Origin of the sequence: Mesorhizobium sp. B2-7-3 (assembly GCF_006440715.1) — a bacterium.
GTDB classification, from domain to species: domain Bacteria; phylum Pseudomonadota; class Alphaproteobacteria; order Rhizobiales; family Rhizobiaceae; genus Mesorhizobium; species Mesorhizobium australicum.
The window spans coordinates 248,182-266,698 of record NZ_VFTY01000001.1 but is presented as its reverse complement, the minus strand read 5'-3'; the positions used below and the strand labels follow the sequence as shown (position 1 = coordinate 266,698).

Annotated in this window: 17 protein-coding genes; 6 read left to right on the top strand and 11 right to left on the bottom strand. The window is 63.7% G+C overall.

Translation table 11 applies throughout. The features are described 5' to 3' along the window. Positions 1–195 precede the first annotated feature (195 nt). The 5 genes from FJW04_RS01385 to FJW04_RS01365 are packed head-to-tail and all read left to right on the top strand — an operon-like array spanning position 196 to position 4,787. Complete coding sequence (locus FJW04_RS01385; RefSeq protein WP_140711892.1) at positions 196–1,404, top strand: ABC transporter substrate-binding protein; 1,209 nt, start codon at positions 196–198, stop codon at positions 1,402–1,404. After that, the gene (locus FJW04_RS01380; protein ID WP_181172846.1) at positions 1,401–2,195 is read left to right on the top strand and encodes an ABC transporter ATP-binding protein; all 795 of its coding nucleotides are present in this window, start codon (positions 1,401–1,403) and stop codon (positions 2,193–2,195) included. Before FJW04_RS01385 ends, FJW04_RS01380 begins: the two co-directional genes overlap by 4 nt. Further along, entirely contained in the window at positions 2,188–2,898 is a 711-nt protein-coding gene (locus FJW04_RS01375) for an ABC transporter ATP-binding protein (RefSeq protein ID WP_140711890.1), read from the top strand. The genes FJW04_RS01380 and FJW04_RS01375 overlap by 8 nt, the downstream gene beginning before the upstream one ends. A gap of 7 nt (positions 2,899–2,905) precedes the next feature. After that, the gene (locus tag FJW04_RS01370; protein WP_140711888.1) at positions 2,906–3,793 is read left to right on the top strand and encodes a branched-chain amino acid ABC transporter permease; all 888 of its coding nucleotides are present in this window, start codon (positions 2,906–2,908) and stop codon (positions 3,791–3,793) included. 1 nt (position 3,794) lies between these two features. Beyond that, positions 3,795–4,787, top strand: a complete 993-nt coding sequence (locus FJW04_RS01365; protein ID WP_181172845.1) for a branched-chain amino acid ABC transporter permease — start codon at positions 3,795–3,797, stop codon at positions 4,785–4,787. A gap of 130 nt (positions 4,788–4,917) precedes the next feature. On the opposite strand, the gene FJW04_RS01360 is transcribed toward FJW04_RS01365, so the two are convergent. From FJW04_RS01360 to FJW04_RS01310, 10 genes are all read right to left on the bottom strand, one after another. After that, positions 4,918–6,051, bottom strand: a complete 1,134-nt coding sequence (locus FJW04_RS01360; RefSeq protein ID WP_224622817.1) for a glycosyltransferase family 9 protein — start codon at positions 6,049–6,051, stop codon at positions 4,918–4,920. A 139-nt stretch (positions 6,052–6,190) separates the two neighbouring features. Next, positions 6,191–6,889: a hypothetical protein gene (locus tag FJW04_RS01355; protein ID WP_140711886.1), complete on the bottom strand. Its 699-nt coding sequence runs from the start codon at positions 6,887–6,889 to the stop codon at positions 6,191–6,193. Beyond that, positions 6,886–7,524 carry a hypothetical protein gene (locus FJW04_RS01350; protein WP_246673707.1) on the bottom strand — a complete coding sequence of 213 codons (639 nt, stop codon included), beginning with the start codon at positions 7,522–7,524 and terminating at the stop codon, positions 6,886–6,888. Before FJW04_RS01350 ends, FJW04_RS01355 begins: the two co-directional genes overlap by 4 nt. A gap of 754 nt (positions 7,525–8,278) precedes the next feature. Beyond that, on the bottom strand, positions 8,279–9,259 hold the full coding sequence (locus tag FJW04_RS01345; RefSeq protein ID WP_140711882.1) for a 2-dehydropantoate 2-reductase: 981 nt from the start codon (positions 9,257–9,259) through the stop codon (positions 8,279–8,281). A 2-nt stretch (positions 9,260–9,261) separates the two neighbouring features. After that, complete coding sequence (locus FJW04_RS01340) at positions 9,262–10,782, bottom strand: acyl--CoA ligase (RefSeq protein ID WP_181172872.1); 1,521 nt, start codon at positions 10,780–10,782, stop codon at positions 9,262–9,264. A gap of 247 nt (positions 10,783–11,029) precedes the next feature. Beyond that, complete coding sequence (gene ggt / locus FJW04_RS01330) at positions 11,030–12,616, bottom strand: gamma-glutamyltransferase (protein ID WP_140711878.1); 1,587 nt, start codon at positions 12,614–12,616, stop codon at positions 11,030–11,032. Positions 12,617–12,681: 65 nt separating this feature from the next. Next, entirely contained in the window at positions 12,682–13,482 is an 801-nt protein-coding gene (locus tag FJW04_RS01325) for an ABC transporter permease (RefSeq protein WP_140711876.1), read from the bottom strand. After that, positions 13,479–14,405 (bottom strand): ABC transporter permease, encoded by a 927-nt coding sequence (locus FJW04_RS01320; RefSeq protein ID WP_140620554.1) that lies wholly within the window; start codon positions 14,403–14,405, stop codon positions 13,479–13,481. The genes FJW04_RS01325 and FJW04_RS01320 overlap by 4 nt, the downstream gene beginning before the upstream one ends. Beyond that, positions 14,402–15,487: an ABC transporter ATP-binding protein gene (locus FJW04_RS01315; RefSeq protein ID WP_140620556.1), complete on the bottom strand. Its 1,086-nt coding sequence runs from the start codon at positions 15,485–15,487 to the stop codon at positions 14,402–14,404. Before FJW04_RS01315 ends, FJW04_RS01320 begins: the two co-directional genes overlap by 4 nt. A 74-nt stretch (positions 15,488–15,561) precedes the next feature. Further along, the gene (locus tag FJW04_RS01310) at positions 15,562–16,602 is read right to left on the bottom strand and encodes an ABC transporter substrate-binding protein (protein ID WP_023772116.1); all 1,041 of its coding nucleotides are present in this window, start codon (positions 16,600–16,602) and stop codon (positions 15,562–15,564) included. Positions 16,603–16,818: 216 nt separating this feature from the next. Here FJW04_RS01310 and FJW04_RS01305 point away from each other — a divergent pair, with 216 nt between their 5' ends. Next, positions 16,819–17,520, top strand: coding sequence for a GntR family transcriptional regulator (locus FJW04_RS01305; protein WP_181171410.1), 702 nt, complete (start codon positions 16,819–16,821; stop codon positions 17,518–17,520). 20 nt (positions 17,521–17,540) lie between these two features. Here FJW04_RS01305 and FJW04_RS01300 read toward each other — a convergent pair whose 3' ends face one another. Further along, positions 17,541–18,479 carry an alpha/beta hydrolase gene (locus FJW04_RS01300; RefSeq protein WP_140711874.1) on the bottom strand — a complete coding sequence of 313 codons (939 nt, stop codon included), beginning with the start codon at positions 18,477–18,479 and terminating at the stop codon, positions 17,541–17,543. Positions 18,480–18,517 lie beyond the last annotated feature (38 nt).

The following is an 18,517-nucleotide window of genomic DNA, read 5'->3' as shown; positions in this document are numbered from 1 at the left end:
CCGGGCCCAGACAAGCTCGGTCTGCGGCAGGTCGAGCTTCACATAGTCGTGTCGCACGCCATGGGCCGTCTCGCCGTCATGAAATCCGGGGCCGCCCCTTGCCCTTCCGCCTCATTTTCCTAATGTTGCATAGTGCTTGCGGATGACGATCGTAGGGGGCGGGCGGATTCATCCACATTGGGAGGAAGTAAACTCATGAAGCTACGCCATGTCGTTTCCGCCGCGCTTCTCGCGGCCACCACTATCCCCGCCTCGGCCGCCGAGATTTCCGATGGCAAGGTCAAGATCGGCATCCTCAACGATCAATCCGGCGTCTATGCCGATTTCGGCGGCAAATGGTCGGTCGAGGCGGCCAGGATGGCGGTCGAGGATTTCGGCGGCAAGGTGCAGGGAGCGCCGGTCGAGATCATCAGCGCTGACCACCAGAACAAGCCCGATATCGCCTCCAACATCGCCCGCCAGTGGTATGACACCGAGCAGGTCGACGCCATCATGGAGCTGACGACCTCTTCGGTCGCGCTCGCCGTGCAGGGGATTTCCAAGGAAAAGAAGAAGATCGACATCGTCACCGGTGCGGCGACCACCGACCTCACCGGCAAGCAGTGCTCGCCCTACGGCTTCCACTGGGCCTATGACACCCACTCGCAGGCGGTGGGCACCGGCGGCTCGCTGGTGCAGCAGGGCGGCGACAGCTGGTTCTTCGTCACCGTCGACTATGCGTTCGGCTATTCGCTGAAGGAGCAGACCGCCAAGTTCGTCGAGAGCCATGGCGGCAAGGTGCTGGGCGAGGTGCGTTATCCCCTCGGCGCGACCGACTATTCGTCCTTCCTGCTGCAGGCGCAATCTTCGGGCGCCAAGGTCATCGGGCTGGCCAATGCCGGCCTCGACACCTCCAATTCCATCAAGCAGGCGGCCGAATTCGGCATCGTCCAGGGCGGCCAGCGCCTGGCGGCGCTCCTGTTCACGCTGGCCGAGGTGCATGGGCTCGGGCTGCAGGCGGCGCAGGGCGTCGTGCTGACCGAGGGCTATTATTGGGACCGCGACGACAAGAGCCGCGAATTCGGGCAGCGCTTCTTCAAGCGTACCAACCGCATGCCGAACATGATCCAGGCCGCGACCTATTCGGCGGTGACGCAGTATTTGAAGGCGATCGACAAGGCCGGCACGGACGAGACCGAAGCGGTCGCCAAGCAACTCCATTCGCTGCCGGTGGACGACGCCGTCATCACCGGCGGCAAGGTCCAGGCCGATGGCAACATGGTCCACGACATGTATCTCTATCAGGTCAAGGCGCCCAGCGAGAGCAGCAAGGATTGGGACTATTACAAATACCTCGCCACCATCCCCGGCAAGGAGGCGTTCCTGAGCGAGAAGGACAGCGGCTGCGCGACGGCCGCCCAGTGACCGGCGCGGCCACGGTGCCGCCTGATCTGAACGCGGAAGAGCCGCGGGTGGTGCTTTCCGCCCGGGGCCTGCGGCGTGACTTTGCCGGCTTCGTCGCCGTCAGGAATGTCGATCTCGATGTCCGCCATGGCAACATCCATGCGCTGATCGGCCCCAACGGCGCCGGCAAGACGACCGTTTTCAACCTGCTGACCAAATTCCTGGCGCCGACCAGCGGCAGGATCGAGCTGCTCGGCCACGACATCACCCGCACCTCGCCGGCCAAGGTGGCGCGGATGGGGCTGGTGCGCTCGTTCCAGATCTCGGCGATCTTTCCGCATCTCAGCGTGCTCGACAATGTACGCATCGCGCTGCAGCGGCCGGCTGGGCTCGGCATCCAGTTCTGGCGCTCGCTGGCGGCGCTCGACCGGCTGACGCCGCGTGCCATGGAACTGCTGCGGTCCGTCGGCCTCGACGATGCCACGAACAGGCTGGCCGGCGATCTTTCCTATGGCAGGAAACGCGTGCTGGAGATCGCCACGACGCTGGCGTTGGATCCCAAAGTGCTGCTGCTCGACGAGCCGATGGCCGGCATGGGCCATGAGGACGTGGCCACGGTTTCCGCCCTCATCCGCTCGGTGGCGGGCGACCGCGCGGTTCTGATGGTCGAGCACAATCTGACCGTGGTGGCCGATCTCTGCGACTGGATAACCGTCATGCAGCGCGGCGAGGTGCTCGCGGCCGGCGACTACGCCACGGTCAGCCGCGACGAGCGCGTCAAGGTGGCCTATATGGGCACCGCCGATGACTAGCGCTTCGCCCCTGCTCGCGGTCCGCGGCCTCAATGCCTGGTATGGCGAGGGCCATGCGCTGCACGGCGTCGACCTCGAAGTGTTTGCCGGCGAGACGGTCACATTGCTCGGCCGCAACGGCGTCGGCAAGACGACGACGCTGCGCGCCATCATGGGCCTGATCCGCCGACGCACCGGCAAGGTCGTCTTCGACGGCGCCGACCTGATGCGGCTGCCGCTGCACCGCACCGCGCACCAGGGCATCGGCTTCGTGCCGGAGGAACGCGGCATCTTCTCGACGCTGACCGTCGACGAGAACCTGGTGCTGCCGCCGGTCGTCGCCCCGGGCGGCATGAGCGTCGAGGAAATCTTCGATCTGTTCCCCAATCTGAAGGAGCGGCGCAACAGTCCCGGCACGCGGCTGTCGGGCGGCGAACAGCAGATGCTGGCGATCGCGCGCATGCTGCGGACCGGCGTCAAGATGCTGCTCTTGGACGAACCGACCGAGGGCCTCGCGCCTGTCATCGTCCAGCGCATCGGCGAGCTGCTGGCGACGCTGAAGCAGCGCGGCATGACCATCCTGCTGGTCGAGCAGAATTTCCGCTTCGCCAGCCGTGTCGCCGACCGTTTTTACCTGATGGAGCACGGCAAGGTCGTGGCCGAGTTTCCCACCGGCGAACTGGCGGACCGCATGACGCTGCTCCACGAAATCCTGGGTGTATGATGGCGCCATGACGATGATCTTCGGCATCCCCGTCCAGGCATTGCTCGGCCAATTGCTGGTCGGGCTGATCAACGGCTCCTTCTACGCCATGCTGAGCCTTGGTCTGGCCGTGATTTTCGGCCTGCTGCGCGTCATCAACTTCGCCCATGGCGCCCAGTATATGCTGGGCGCCTTCATTGGCTATCTCCTGCTCACCCATCTCGGCATCGGCTATTGGCCGGCGCTGGTCCTGGCGCCGCTGATTGTCGGCATCTTCGGCGTCGTGGTCGAGCGCCTGGCGCTGTCGCGGCTCTACGACACCGATCCGCTCTACGGCCTGCTCTTCACTTTCGGCCTCGCGCTCGTGCTCGAAGGCATCTTCCGCTACTATTACGGCGTGTCGGGAAACCCCTACGCCGTGCCGCCGCTGCTGGCCGGCGGCACCAATCTCGGCTTCATGTTCCTGCCCATTTATCGCGGCTGGGTCGTGGTCGCCTCGCTGATCGTCTGCTTCGGCACCTGGGCGCTGATCGAGAAGACCAGGCTCGGTTCCTATCTGCGCGCCGCGACCGAGAATCCCCGCCTCGTCCAGGCCTTCGGCGTCAACGTGCCGTTGCTTTTGACCCTCACCTACGGCCTCGGCTCGGCGCTGGCCGGGCTCGCCGGCATCCTGGCCGCGCCGATCTACCAGGTCAGCCCGCTGATGGGATCGGATCTCATCATCGTCGTCTTCGCCGTCGTCGTGGTCGGCGGCATGGGCTCGATCCTCGGCGCCATCGTCACCGGCTACATGCTTGGCCTCGCCGACGGCCTGACCAAGGTTTTTTACCCCGAGGCCTCCAACCTGGTGGTCTTCGTCATCATGGCGATCGTGCTTTTGGTCCGGCCGGCCGGCCTGTTCGGAAAGGACGCCTGAGATGGCGGAAGAGACATCCGACATGGCCGGGCTTTCGCTGCGCGAGGCATCGGCCAAACCCTCGCCAAGGCTCGAATGGGTGCTGGTCGGGCTCGGCATAGCGGCGCTGCTGGCGGCCCCGTTCTTCGTCTACCCGATCTTCCTGATGAAGATGCTGTGCTTCGCGCTGTTTGCTTGCGCCTTCAATCTCCTGCTCGGCTACACCGGCCTCTTGTCCTTCGGCCACGCCACCTTCTTCGGCGGCGCCGCCTATTTCACCGCGCACGCCGTCAAGGTCTGGGGCTGGCCGCCGGAAGCCGGCATCCTGCTCGGCATGGCGGGCGCCGCACTGCTCGGCCTCGTCATGGGTTTCTTCGCCATTCGCCGGCAAGGCATCTATTTCGCCATGATCACGCTGGCGCTGTCGCAGATGTTCTTCTTCTTTTGCGTGCAGGCGCCGTTCACGCAAGGCGAGGACGGCATCCAGGGCGTGCCGCGCGGCGTCCTGTTCGGTGTCCTCGACCTCAACGCTCCGATGGACATCTACTATTTCGTGCTTGTCGTGGTCCTGCTCGGCATCTTCGCCATCTGGCGCATCGTCAACTCGCCGTTCGGCATGATCCTGCGCTCGATCCGCGAAAACGAGAACCGCGCCATTTCGCTGGGCTATTCCGTAGCCGGCTACAAGCTCGGCGCCTTCGTCATGTCGGCGGCGCTGGCCGGGCTCGCCGGTTCGCTCAAGGCGATCGTTTTCCAGTTCGCCACACTCACCGACGTCACCTGGCAGATGTCGGGCGAGGTCATCCTGATGACGCTGCTCGGCGGCATCGGCACCATGGTCGGTCCGATCATCGGCGCCAGCCTCGTCGTCGGCCTGGAAAACACGCTCGCCACGTCAGGTTTCCCCGTGACCATCGCCACCGGGCTGATCTTCATGGTCTGCGTGCTGGTGTTTCGGCGCGGGATCGTCGGGGAGGTTTATGCGCGGGTGCTGGGGCGGGCGGGGAAGGGGTGACTTAGGGTTTGCATCGCTACTGGCGATCCTTTACCGCCTGCCTATCACCGAATTGATGATCGCACGATCTCGTCGACATAGGTCTGCAGTGCCTTCTTCACGGTTTCACGCGGGCCGGTCATCGCTGTTTCTACCGGAGTGAGTCTGTTTGATTGGCCGTCTCGTTTGCCTGTTGCCTCACTGCATCCATCAGGTCTCGTGTCGCCTGGGCGACCTTGGCAACGGGTAGTCGATGAACGCAGTACACGCCGCCCGGATTGCCGGGCTTGCACAAATCGGGCGCAATGCACTGGCAAGGCAACGGCGGCTCAACGGTGCGGTGAAGCACCCCAAGAGGTCCCCAGATGTCGGGTGGCGTGAGGCCATAAAGGCCCACAACCGGGGTTCCGACTGACGCAGCCAGGTGCATTGGGCCGCTCTCGTTTCCCAGAAAGATAAATGCATCCGCAAGCAAAGCAGTTAATGTCTCAAGCGAGATCTTACCAACAACGCTCGCCAATGGTGACGCTGCCATGTCCAAGATTGTCTGCGCGGTTGAGCCTTCATTAGGTCCACCAACCAGTAGTGACCGCAGGCCCGTCGCGGCATAAACCTCGTCGATTATTGCAGCGAACCGTTCAGGTTGCCAACACCGCCCTTCGAACCTTGCTCCAGCGTGCACAGCGACGAAAGCTTTTACAGCCAGCTTGCTTTGCGCCAGAACCTGGGTAGACGCGCTTCGCCCAACCGGTGTGGGTTCAAGCCTCGGCGTCACTTCGCGTAATTCTATCCCAAGGGCTTCAAGCGGGGACAAATATCGGTACAAATAGTGCGCGCCTCCATGACCAAAGGGTTTAGCAAATATATTAGCAGGCTGACCTTCCCAAAACTTCAGGGGCTTTTCCGGGGGGTTGTACCCAACGCGCAGCGGAGCGCCGATTGACCTGTGCAATATCCTTGACGTCTTCGAGTCAGTTACATCAATGGTGAGATCGAATTTTCGGCGACGGAGGTCGGCGACCAAGCTTGAATATTCCTTCATCCGCTGAAGCAGACTTCTACCAGCACTTCTACCGTCGAACCCGATGGCCACGTCCGCGATATTCTGGCTGGTTACGAAGTCTCGCAGGCCAGGAGCGCAGAGCATGACTATCGCAGCGTTTGGGTAAGCGAGGCGCAGATTTCGCACGAGCACCGAAGTTAGAATGATGTCCCCGATGTACTTCGTCTGAATAACGAGAATGGACTTGATAGTCTGCCGATCAACCATCGAGATATTCAGCACACCAACCTCCTGAAGGGCGGGTAATGTTGGTCGTTGGTCGGTTCGCAGCTCCGAGAAATGGATAACTCATCGGAGCTAGATCATCTTTGCTATAGCGTTCGGGACAGCCCATGTTGCAAGCTCCCCTAAGAAGCACTCGTCATGGCATCTGTCCCTGCCACAAGGGCAATCCAGTTTCCGCGGCGAAGTCCCTATCCTCTGCGTAGATTGGCTCGCCTCTACTCACTACCAGCCGAAGCAAATCCGCATCTTCGTCGGCATGATATCGAAAGGCATTTCGGGTGTCGTATCCATGCCCAGCCTGGGACAGGGAAAACCCGCTGACTACAACAGGGGCGAAACCCGCGAAACGCGTCAACATGATCGCGAAGGCTCCGGTGGAGATTTTCCGGTGCCAGCCGCGGGACACATGATATTTGCCGCTAAGCCGCCAGACGATGTTGGCAAGTTGCCATTTGGTGAGCGCCTGCAAGGTATCAAAACCATAATTGAAGGTGCGACAACCAGCTTTCAGCTTGCCTTCAACGTCCGGCCAAACCGGTACGATCAGATGTTTCGCCTGCCGTCCCTTTAACAAATCGCGCTTGTAGAAGTCCTGTTCGCTCGCGCCGACCAAAATGCCGCGGCGGATGACTGCGATATCAGGAAGGCGGAGGCCGAACGTTTCCGCCAAAAGCTGGGAAGCATTGACGGTCACAAGTGCCCAATCGACACCATGTCCCTCCGGGAGGCGAAAATTCGGCGCTGACCCCATCACCAAGGCGGGACCCGTGACCCTGGGCAACCGAAGAGTTGGCTTTGAGAAGATTGGCAAGAAATCCAAAAGCGGAGTTTTCATGCGGGAACCTGAACGGCATGTTCCTCAAACGCGCGCAGAATGCTCTCTTCTCGCCTCCACAATTCGTCCCATTGCGTGGTGCCGGACCAACCCGCAAACCAAGGGCCGCCGAGCGTGTAGTGCGCCAGCGAGACATCGGCGGGATCGAGTTCGGAAGCCGAAGCTCCTACGAGGTAGTTCCATGCCAGAGGCAATTCCCCGATCTCGTGGTCCTCAAGCCATTTGAAGGCGTGGAGGTCACGTCCAGGCCACGTATTGAGCATCTCGCTGGTCAGCCGTTTGTTGGAGGGATGATCTAGATTCCACAAAACGACCGACGACCAGTTTTTGCGGCGATAGAATGTCTGCATTTGTCCGTCCATCTTGACCGCTTCGGATTCGCGTTGCTGGTGCTTAACCGCCATAATAGCGTAGGAAGGATCAACTAGATCGAGCAGCTTGGCTGGATCCTTCAGAAACAGGACATCACAATCGCAGAACATGGCCCAGCCGCCTTGCCTTATAAACGGAACGGCAAAGCGCGATATGGCAAACTCTGTCGCCATCGGTGCCTCGGAAATCGGGCACCAGAGCTTACCATCCCGTACCACCATCGGTCGCTTCATAATTCCTTGGGCTTCAAGGTCTTTGAGCACCAATGGTAGTATCTGCAACGGCGTGCTTGTCCGCCGATAAGCGCTCCATCGCGCTACGTCTAGAACGCGGGATTCCCGTGGATCATAGCCGATGTAGATTGGTATCATGCCGCAACCTTATAATTGTGCAAATTTCCTCGAATTAAGCAGGGAAGCACTGCAAGCGGAAGACCGAAGTACAGCGGATCACTTGGTCACGGTGGCGAGCGTGCACGGTGATCGGCACCAAATGCGCTATTGGAAAAGATCTCGGGAGAAGCGGGCCACGGCCTCTTCCCCGTCCTTGGCGTACCAAGGGTAAATCGTAGTCTTCGGCATTGCGCGTTCCTTTCAATCTGAAGTCAGCGTTCGTTCCTACCTTCTGAAGTAGGTCGCCAACTGTTTTTCTCCACCTTGCGGAAAAAAGTCGGCAGAAGCAGCTATCCACTCCGCGTCGGAGCGCAAATATCTTGACAGAACCCGGCCGCGGCTTGGCCGAGCCCGATTGTGTCTACCGGCTGTGGAACCTTGGCCCTGCAACGCTTTACGAGCGGGAACTAAGGACAAGTCGACATCACACATGGGTCACGGCTAGGTACGGTCCTGGCGCACCCGTCACGTCTGATGCGTCGTCACCAACGCCCGCTTTTCGGCGGCGGCACAGCTGACTTCGATAATCGAGATGAGGCGCAAAGCGGCCGTCCAACCGTAGAGTTACGGACGTCTCTCTCCGGTCATTCGGGACGGCAGGCACTAACCGATGTCGGTTTCCTATTCACCCATAACACCCCCGCTCCACCGCCAGCCTCTTCACCAACGCCAGCACCCCATCGATCGCCGGCGTCGGCTTGCCCGTCAGCCGTCCCAGCTCCTGCACCGCGCCCACCAGCGCGTCGATCTCCATCGGGCGGCCGCGTTCCAGGTCCTGCAGCATCGAGGTCTTGTGGTCGCCGACATCGCCGGCGCCCTTGATGCGGCGGTCGACGTCTATGGGGAAGCGCACGCCGAGGCTTTCGCCGATCGCCTGCGCTTCCAGCATCATGGCGCGGGCGAGCATGCGGGTGCCCTCGTCGGCGACGATCGCGGCAAGCGTCGAGCCGGTCAGCGCCGAGATCGGGTTGAAGGAGAGGTTGCCCCACAATTTTATCCATATCTCTGCGCGTATGTCCTCGCGCACCGGCGCCTGCAAGCCGGCCTTGACCATCTCGCCGGCCAGGAGCGTGACCCTTTCGCTCTTCTCGCCCGAGGGTTCGCCGAGCGAGAAGCGTTTTCCTTCGACATGGCGGATCAGGCCGGGCGCATCGACCTCGACGGCGGGGTAGACCACCGAGCCGATGACACGACGCGGGCCGAGCCGGTCCCAGATAGTGCCGCCGGGATCGACCTGCTGCAGCCTCGTGCCTTCGAGCGCGCCGAGGGTTTTATGGAAATACCACCAGGGAACGCCGTTCTGCATGGTGACGACCGCTGTGTGGTCCCCAAGCAGCGGGGCGATCTGGTCGAGCGCGGGCGCGACAGAATGCGCCTTCAGCGCCAGCACGACATAGTCCTGTTCGCCAAGCTCTTCAGCCTTGGCGGCGGCCCTGACCGGGGCGGTCGTTTCCTTGCCGTCCTCGATCAGGCGCAGGCCGCTGGCCTTGATCGCGTCGAGATGCGCGCCGCGGGCGACGATCGACAGCTCGGTGCGGCCGGCAATCGCCAGCTTGGCCGCGAGGTAGCCGCCGATGGCGCCGGCGCCGAAGATGGTGATCTTCATGATCAGAGCCCGAGCTTGGCGGCGAGCCCAATGCGTTGCAGCTTGCCGGTCGCGCCCTTGGGGATCTCGTCCAGGATCAGCACCTTGCGCGGCACCTTGAAGTCGGCGAGCCGCATCGCCGCGTGGGCGCGAATATCGCCCTCGCTGGCGCTCATGCCTTCGCGCAGCACCACGGCCGCTGCCACGTCCTCGCCGAGCTTGTCATGCGGCATGGCGAAGGTGACGACCTGCGCCACCGCCGGGTGGTCCATCAGCACATTGTCGACCTCGAGCGGCGAGATCTTCTCGCCGCCGCGGTTTATGATCTCCTTCAGCCGGCCGGTGACCCTGAGATAGCCGTCATCGTCGAGCACGCCCTGGTCGCCGGTGTGGAACCAGCCATGCGCGAAGGCCGTGGCGTTGGCGTCCGGGTTCTTCTCGTAGCCTGAGGTGACATTGGGGCCGCGAATGACGATCTCGCCCGTTTCGCCGGCCTGCATCAGCCGGCCGTCCGGCGCCATCACCGCAACCTCGGGTCCGCCGGCCGCACCGACGCTGCCCGGCTTGCGCAGGCCGGGCGGCAGCCGGTTCGACGCCATCTGGTGCGCGGCCTCGGTCATCCCGTAGGACTCGATGACTGGGCAGCCGAAGGTCGCCTCGAGCTCGGCCATCACCTGCGCCGGCAGCGAGGCCGAGGACGAGCGGATGAAGCGCAGGCGTGCCGCCGCCAATGCTTCGGCGTTGCGCGCCGCGCGCGCCAGGATCGCCTGGTGCATGGTCGGCACCGCCGTGTACCAGCTCGGCCCGGCGTCGCTCAGCCACTGGAAGAAGCGCAGCGCGTTGAAGCCCGGCGTGCAATAGATGCTGCCGCCGGATGCCAGCGACGACAGCACCGCCGCGATCAGCCCATGGATGTGGAACAGCGGCATGATGTTGAGGCAGCGGTCATCCGCCGTCAGGCCGAGCGTGGCGCCGATATGGCGGGCGGAGGCCGCGACATTGGCATGGCTGAGCGGCACCAGCTTGGGGCGTGACGTCGTGCCGGAGGTGTGCAGCAGAAGCGCGATGTCGCCGTCCCCGGCCTTGGCGGGCGCCGCTTGCGGTCCGATCGCCGCGCCTTCGATGGTGAAGCTGCCGGCCGGCGCGTCTGGCGGCACGACAAGCCGCAGCACGCCAATGCCGAGGCGCTCGGCCACAGTCACGGCAGGGCCAGTCTCGGTCTCGGCGACCAGGATCGCCTTGGCGCCGATGTCGGTCAGGTAGAAATCGAGCTCGTCCGCCCGGTAGGCGGGGTTGAGCGGCGCCGTCGAGGCTGTGGCGGCGACAGCGATGAAAGCCGTCGCCATCTCCGGCCCGTTGGGCAGCACGATCGCCACCCGGTCGCCTCGGCCGATGCCGCGTGCATGGAGCTGCGTGGCGGTGGTGGCGATCAGCGCGCGCAGCCTGCCATGGGTCAGCGTCGGGCTGTCGGGCGCCAGGATCGCCGGCGCGTCGTCGGCGCCGGCGACGAGGCGGTGGGAAAGGTCTGTGTGGATTTGGGTCATGGTCACCAGCTATGTTTCAAGACTATGGCTTGCGAAAGTCCATCTGATGTCAGCGCCGCCCCTAATTGCCCTGCCGGGCATTTCTCCCCGTATAGGGACGGGGAGAAAGGGGCAGTTTCGGTCTCGGCGCCTGTTCAGCGTGGGCGATTGGCGAAACCGTCGATGACAGTGTCCCCTCTCCCCGTCACTATACGGGGAGAGGATGCCGGCAGGCAGGTGAGGGGCAGCGCCAGCGCCCGGTAGTTCCTCAATACCCCAGCGCCATCCCGTCCTTGCGCGGATCGGATGCCCCCGTCAGCGTTCCCTTTTCCCAGTCGATCAGCACCGCCTGGCCGCCGCCGAGCGGATGGTGCGGCTCGGTGATGGCGTGGCCGCGCCGCCGCAGGCCTTCGACGGCCTCGGCGGGCACGTTGCGCTCCGCCTCCACCATACCGTCATTGTAGAACACGCGCGGCGCATCGAGCGCCTGCTGCGGGTCCATGCCGAAATCGATCATGCTGGTCAGAAGATGGACATGGCCGAAGGGCTGGTAGCCGCCGCCCATGACGCCGAACGGCATGACCACGCGGCCGTTTTTCGTCGCCATGCCGGGCATGATCGTGTGCATCGGCCGCTTGCTGGGCGCGATGGCGTTGGGGTGGGCCGGATCGAGGCGGAAGCTCGAGCCGCGGTTCTGCAGCACGACGCCGGTCTTGGGACCGACGACGCCGCTGCCGAACGAATAATAGGTCGAGTTGATGAAGGAGACCGCGTTGCGGTCGCGGTCGACGATCGAGATATAGACCGTGTCGCTGCAAGGCAGCTGCACGTCGGGCAAATGGGTCATGGCGCGCTCGCGGTCGATCTCGGCGCGCAGCCGGTCGGCATAGGCGGCCGAGAGAAGCTGCCTCACCGGCACCGGGACATGGTCCTGGTCGCCGACGAAACGGTCGCGGTCGCGATAGGCCAGCCGCCCGGCCTCGATCTCCAGGTGCAGGCGCTCGGCGCCGTTAGGGTCGAGCCCACCGAGCTTGAAGCCCGACAGCACGTTCAGCATCAAAAGCGCCGTCAGCCCCTGGTTGTTCGGCGGCATCTGGTGGATCTCGTGGCCGCCATAGCTGACGCTCACCGGCGCCACATAGTCGCCCCTGGTCGCGGCGAAATCGTCCGCCGTGTGCAGCCCGCCCAGCTCCTTGAGCCGGCGCACCATGTCGTCGGCGACCGCGCCTTCGTAGAACCCGGCGCGGCCCTGTTTGGCGATCACCCGGAGAGTGGCGGCCAACGCGGGCTGCTTGTGCACGTCGCCGGCCTTCGGCGCCATGCCGCCCGGCAGGAAGATGCGCGCGGCATGCTCGTCGGCGGAAAGATCGGTTTCGGGTTCGGCCCAGTCGAAGGCGACGCGGTCGTGCACGACATAGCCGTTCTCGGCGTAGTGGATCGCCGGCGCCAGCACCTCGGCCAGGCTCTTGCTGCCATGGTCCTCCAGCAGCCGGCACCAGGCGTCGATGGCGCCCGGCACGGTCACCGCATGCGGCCCCTGTTTGGGAAGCTCGCTAAACCCCTTGTCGCGATACCAGTCGACGGTCGCGGCCGCCGGTGCACGCCCCGAGCCGTTGAAAGCCAGCACTTCGCTCCGTCCCTTGGGGCAGTAGAGGACAAAGCAATCGCCTCCTATCCCCGTCGATTGCGGCTCGACCACGCCCTGCACGGCGGCGGCGCAGATGGCGGCATCCATGGCATTGCCGCCGGCGCGCAGCATCTCGATGGCCGCAAGCGTCGAAAGCGGATGCGATGTCGCGGCAATCGCTTCCGTGGCACGAACCGGCGAGCGGCCGGGAAACTGGAAATCACGCATCTGGTCTGGGTATCCCCCGGTGTCTTGAAGCGAATGGGCACTTGAAGCGAATGGGTCCGATGAAATCAATGCCGGCGGCCGAAGATCTGCGCCAGTGACAACAGCGCGACAGACAGCACGATCAGGCAGGTTGAGATGGCGGCGATGGTCGGGTCGATCTGGTCGCGCAGCGCGTTGAACATGCGGCGCGTCAGTGTCGTGGTCTCCCCGCCCGAGATGAACAGCGAGACGACAACTTCGTCGAAGGAGGTGATGAAGGCAAACAGCGCGCCCGAGACGATCGAGAAGCGGATCTGCGGCATCGTCACCTGCCAGAAGGCAGCGACGCGTCCCGCGCCCAGGCTGCGCGCCACCCGCTCCTGGTTCATGTCGTAGGAGCGCAGGCCCGACAGCACCGTCAGCACCACCAGCGGCAGCGCCTGTACCGTATGCGCGATGACCAGGCCGGTCAGCGTGTTGTTGAGGCCGATGCGCGCATAGAGGAAGAAGGTGCCGATGCCGACCAGGATCACCGGGATGATCAGCGACGCCGTGAGCAGCGCGTTGATCGCGCCGTTGAAGCGCAGCGTGCCCCGGTTGATCGCATAGGCGGCGGCAGTGCCGAGCGGCGTCGCCACCAGCGCGGTCATGACCGCGACCTTCACCGACACGATGGTGGCGTCGCGCCATTCCAGCGACTGGAAATAGCTCTGGTACCAACGAAGCGACCATTGCCGCGGCGGAAATTGCAGCAGCGTCGAATCCGAGAACGACATGATGACGATGATGACCGACGGCGCGATCAGGAACAGCAGCACGAGGCCGCCGAAGGCGTAGAGCCACAGCCGTTGCCGATGCGAGATCGGCAATCCGATATCTTCACTCATCGCGAACTCCATACGCCGGTGGCCCGCGCGCCGAGCAGCCACTGGAACAGGCCGAGAAGCGCCAGCGTGACCACCAGCAGCACCACGCCGAGTGCCGCACCGGCGCCCCAGTTGGAATAGAGGCTGGTGGTCTGCTCCATGCGCATCGCCCACATCACCACCTTGCCGCCACCCATCAGCGCCGGCGTCACGAAGAAACCGAGGCACAGCACGAAGACGATGACCACGCCGGAGGCGAGGCCCGGCACCGACAGCGGAAAGAAGATCTGCCGGAAGGTGGCGGCCGGGCCGGCGCCGAGGTTCATGCCGGCGCGCAGGCAGTCGGTGTCGATCGTCTTCATCGAGGCATAGAGCGGCAAAACCAGAAACGGCAGCAATATGTGCGTCATGCCGATGACGACGCCCGAAAAATTGTTGGCCAGCGACAGCGGCTGGCTGATCACGCCGAGATCGATGAGCCAGCTGTTGATCAGGCCCTTGCGCTGCAGGATCACCAGCCAGGCATAGGTGCGCACCAGCACCGACGTCCAGAACGGCAGGATGACGAAGATCAGGCAGATCGATGCGGCCCGGCGCGGCAGCTGCGACAACATGTAGGCCAGGGGATAGCCTGTTAGCACGCAGGCGCCGGTGACGATGAAGGCGACCTCGAAGGTGGTGATGAAGGTCCTGATGTAGGAGGCCTGCTCGAAGAAACGCGCATAGTTGGCGGCGCTCAAGGCGCCGGTCTCGTCGAACAGCGACAGCCAGAACAGCCAGCCGATCGGCACGATGATGATCGCGCAGACAAGGAACAGGCTCGGCGCCAGCAGCGCCAGCAGCCGCAATGACTCGCGCCGCGCATCGGCGCGCAGGGCCTGCGCGTTCAGGTCCTGCCCTGCCGGGCGGGCGGTCTCCGTCACGAAGGCGGACTGCGCGCTCATCCCTCGGCCGCCACCAGGATCGTGTCCTTGGCATCGAGGCCGAGCGTGATCGGCTGGCCCGGCGCCGGCAGCCTTGCCAGCACGTCGCTGCGGCAATAGTCGCGCAGCGTCAGCTGGCGGCCGTCGCGCAGGCTGGCATAGCAGACAAAACTGTCGCCCTGGTAGATGATGTCGCTGACCGTCGCATCGAGCACATTGACGCCGGTCGACGGGTCGGATGCCGTGACCAGCCGCAGCTTCTCCGGTCGCACCACCATCAGATGCGGACCGGCCGGCGGCGTCGGTGCGCCGGTCTGGATCAGCCTGTCCTCATACCAGACCGAGCCATTGCGGCTTTCGACCGGGATGAAGTTCGATTCGCCGATGAAGCCGGCTACGAATTGCGTCTTCGGCGCGGCATAAAGCGTTTCGGGCCTGTCGAGCTGTTCGATGCGGCCACCGTTCATCACCGCGATACGGTCCGACATGGTGATGGCTTCGCGCTGGTCGTGCGTGACATAGACCGTGGTCATGCCGAGACGGCGATGAAGCGCACGCAATTCGATCTGCATATGCTCGCGCAGGCCCTTGTCGAGCGCCGACAGCGGTTCGTCCATCAAGACGATGCGCGGCTCGAAGACGATGGCGCGCGCCAGGGCCACGCGCTGGCGCTGGCCGCCGGAAAGCTGGTCCACCCGGCGCTCGCCCAGGCCATGCAGCTTCACCAGCTCCAGCGCCTTCTCCACCCGCTGCGCTGTCTCTGTCACACCGACGCCGCGCTGCTTCAGCGGAAAGGCGATGTTGTGGAAGACGTTCATATGCGGAAACAGCGCATAGTTCTGGAACACCATGCCGATATTGCGCCGGTGCGGCGGCGTGGTGATGATCTCGTCGCCGCCGACCTTGATCGATCCGCCATTGGCTCGCACGAAACCGGCCAGGATCATCAGCAGCGTCGTCTTCCCCGAGCCCGAAGGCCCAAGCAGCGTCAGGAACTCGCCAGCCTCGACATCGAGGTTCAGGTCGCGCAGCACCGGCACGCTGCCAAATCGTTTCTCGATCGCGCGCATGCCGATCGGCAGCGCGGATGGTGCAATGGACAAGATCGTTATCTCCGAGGCAGAGACTGAAGGAGCGGGGCGGCGCTGCTGCCGTCCCGCAATGTCAGGATTCCGGCCTATTGCTGGATCAGGTTGTTGAACTTTTCCGTCGCCTCGACGAGGTTGTCGCGCCAGAACTCGGCATCCTGCAATACCTGCTTCTTGACGTTTTCGGGCGCCGAATTGATGTCCTTGATCCGCTCCGGCGGGATCTTGCCGGTCTCGAAGGCCTTCTCGTTCACCGGTCCATTGTCGACATAGAGCGGCAGGTTGGCCTGCAATTGCGGGCTGACGAACATGGCCAGCGCCTTCATCGCCGCGTCCTTGTTCTTGGCGCCCTTGGGGATGACCATGCAATCGGCGGTGAGCACGCCCTGGTCGAAGGAGAAGCTGACCGGCGCGCCCTCCTTCTTCAAAGTGCCGGCGCGGCCGTTCCAGATGCTCGCCATGTCGACTTCGCCATCCTTCACCAGTTGCATGGCCTGGGCGCCGGAGGTCCACCAGGCATCGACATGGCCTCGGATTTTGTCGACCGATTTCAGCGCGCCGTCGATATCGACGGGATAGACCTTGTCGATCGGCAGGCCGGAGGCGAGTGCTGCGACGCTCAGCGTCTCCGTCGCCTGGCTGCTGCTCAGCGCGCGCCGTCCCGGAAACTTTTCCACGTTCCAGAAGTCGGCCCATGTCTTCGGGCCCTTGTCGCCGAAGACATCGGTCCGGTAGATCAGCACGACGGACGTGTAGGAAATGCCGACCCAATCGTCATGCACCAGCTTGGGGTTGATGCCGCTCTTGTCGATGATGCCGTAATCCAGCTTTTCGAACAGCCCCTCCTTCGAGCCGCGCGCGCATTCGTCGGCGCCGAGTTCGGTGATGTCCCATTTCACCGCATTGCCGGTCACCTGCAGGCGTACATCATCGAGGCCGTTGGTCGTGTCTTCCTTGATGGTGATGCCGAGCGCATCGGCGGTCGGCTTGAAGAAGGCCTTGGTCTGCGCCTCCTGATAGGTGCCGCCCCATGAGGCGACGGTGATCGTGTCGGCGGCGACGGCGGGCACTGCCACGGAGGCAATGAGCCCGGCTATCGCTAGAGTTCTAAAGCTGGTGGTCCTGTTCATTTCGGTTCTCCGACCGGTGTTCCCATTTGTTTTTTGATTTGGCATGCGATTTTGTATACAATTTAGAATGTAGCCGAGAGATCGGTGTTGTCAACTGCGACGGGCGCGATCGGTTGGACGGCGGGAACGGCGCCGCGGGGCGTGGCAAATTACGCCGACTGCGACTACAAACGAGGCGATGTCCGGCTAAAGCGGCCGGAGAACTGGAAACGGAACTTGGCCAAGGAACCAAAAAACACGCTGCGCGACTCGGTCTATTCCGCGCTCAAGGCGATGATCGTGACCGGCCAGATTCCGCCGGGTTCACGCGTCACCGAAAGCGACATCGCGGCGAAACTCAATGTCAGCCGCACCCCCGTGCGCGAAGCCTTCAATCGCCTTGAGCGCGACGGGCTGGTCACCGGCCGGCCGCGCCAGGGCTATGCCGTCACCGAGTTCGACATCAACATGTTCCGCGAGGCCTTCGCCATCCGCGAACTGCTCGACGGTCACGCGACCGAACTGGCGGCGGCCGCTGCGACCGAGAAGGACAAGGCGCGGCTGCGCGCCATGCTGGCCGAGTGCGAGCGGCTGGCCGCCATTCCAGATCGCACGACGCGGGAAAAATTCCAGGAACTGGAGGTCGGCATCGATCTCCACCGCGTCATTGCCGAGATCAGCGGCAATGTCATGCTGCATGGCATGCTGTGCGGCATCCTCGACAAGTGCCAGCATTATGTCTGGACCGAACTCTTGTGGCTCGATGAATGGAAGATCGCCCGCGACGAACACGCCGAGATCGTCGAGGCGATCTGCGCAAACGATGTCAGCCGCGCCGGCGCCCTGGCCCGCGCGCATGTGCGCGGTTCGCGCGAGAACGTGCTGCGCCTGCTGCAGGCGAAATCGGATTATCAGAGCTTCCTGGCCAAGGCGTCCTGAGCGGACAGCCATTCGTCCTACTAGGTTAAGCCGCCCTTTCCGAGCGTGGCCACCGCGTCGACGATCCGGGTGAAGCTCGCGCGGGCGCGGCCAACGGCATGCCGAGCCCTGAGATAGCCGTGCACCAGGCCGGGCTCCTCGAACCAGGCGGCGCGCCCGCCCGCCGCGACGATGCGGTCGCGATAAGCCTCGCCATCGGATGACAGCGGGTCGCACTGGGCGGTAATCAGCACGGTCGGCGGCAGATTGGCGAAATCGGCATCGGCCAGCGGATACAGCGTGATGTCACCGGTCTGGTCCACACCTCCGGTACGGATGTTCTTGTAGAATTCAAGGTCGCGCACCGTCAGCATCGGCGCTTCGGCATGCGTCACATAGGAGCCGCGCGCGCGATCGCCGCCGAGACCGGGATAGATCAGCACCTGGCCGATCGGCTTTTTCGCGTGGCCACGTGTCGCGTGCGCAACGGCGGCGCAAAGATTGCCGCCGGCGCTGTCGCCGCACAGCAAGACCGGGCGGTCGTAGGTCCCGGCGGCCCATTCGATGGCGCTCATCGCATCGTCGAAAGCGGCCGGATGCAGATGCTCCGGCGCCAGCCGGTAGTCGACCGAGACCACCTCATAACCGGTGCGGCCGCAAAGCTCGGCGCAGACGTCGTCATGGCTGTCCAGCCCGCCGAGGATGAAGCCCCCGCCATGGAGGTAGAGCACCATGGCGGCACGATCCGGCTTTGCGTTGCGGTAGATGCGGATTGGGATATCGCATGCCGGCCCGGCAATAGCGGTGGTCTCCGCATTCACCCCCTCGGGATAGCCGGCAAAGAACTCGCGGCACATGCGATCGTAGATCTCGCGCTGCTGCGCGATCGTGTAATCGATCGTGTCGGGCGGATAATAGGAATTCGTCCGCTCGATGAAAGCCCAGGTCTCGGCGTCGATGAGTTTGCTGTAGTCGGTCATGCTGCTTGGACCGAATGTGGAGGTTGAGGCCAGAGGGG

Excerpts from the sequence above, each read along its gene's own strand:
- FJW04_RS01385 (WP_140711892.1), top strand. The coding sequence starts at position 196 with ATGAAGCTACGCCATGTCGTTTCCGCCGCGCTTCTCGCGGCCACCACT.
- FJW04_RS01375 (WP_140711890.1), top strand. The coding sequence starts at position 2,188 with ATGACTAGCGCTTCGCCCCTGCTCGCGGTCCGCGGCCTCAATGCCTGG.
- FJW04_RS01370 (WP_140711888.1), top strand. The coding sequence starts at position 2,906 with ATGACGATGATCTTCGGCATCCCCGTCCAGGCATTGCTCGGCCAATTG.
- FJW04_RS01365 (WP_181172845.1), top strand. The coding sequence starts at position 3,795 with ATGGCGGAAGAGACATCCGACATGGCCGGGCTTTCGCTGCGCGAGGCA.
- FJW04_RS01355 (WP_140711886.1), bottom strand. The coding sequence starts at position 6,889 with ATGAAAACTCCGCTTTTGGATTTCTTGCCAATCTTCTCAAAGCCAACT.
- FJW04_RS01345 (WP_140711882.1), bottom strand. The coding sequence starts at position 9,259 with ATGAAGATCACCATCTTCGGCGCCGGCGCCATCGGCGGCTACCTCGCG.
- FJW04_RS01340 (WP_181172872.1), bottom strand. The coding sequence starts at position 10,782 with ATGACCCAAATCCACACAGACCTTTCCCACCGCCTCGTCGCCGGCGCC.
- ggt (WP_140711878.1), bottom strand. The coding sequence starts at position 12,616 with ATGCGTGATTTCCAGTTTCCCGGCCGCTCGCCGGTTCGTGCCACGGAA.
- FJW04_RS01325 (WP_140711876.1), bottom strand. The coding sequence starts at position 13,482 with ATGAGTGAAGATATCGGATTGCCGATCTCGCATCGGCAACGGCTGTGG.
- FJW04_RS01320 (WP_140620554.1), bottom strand. The coding sequence starts at position 14,405 with ATGAGCGCGCAGTCCGCCTTCGTGACGGAGACCGCCCGCCCGGCAGGG.
- FJW04_RS01310 (WP_023772116.1), bottom strand. The coding sequence starts at position 16,602 with ATGAACAGGACCACCAGCTTTAGAACTCTAGCGATAGCCGGGCTCATT.
- FJW04_RS01300 (WP_140711874.1), bottom strand. The coding sequence starts at position 18,479 with ATGACCGACTACAGCAAACTCATCGACGCCGAGACCTGGGCTTTCATC.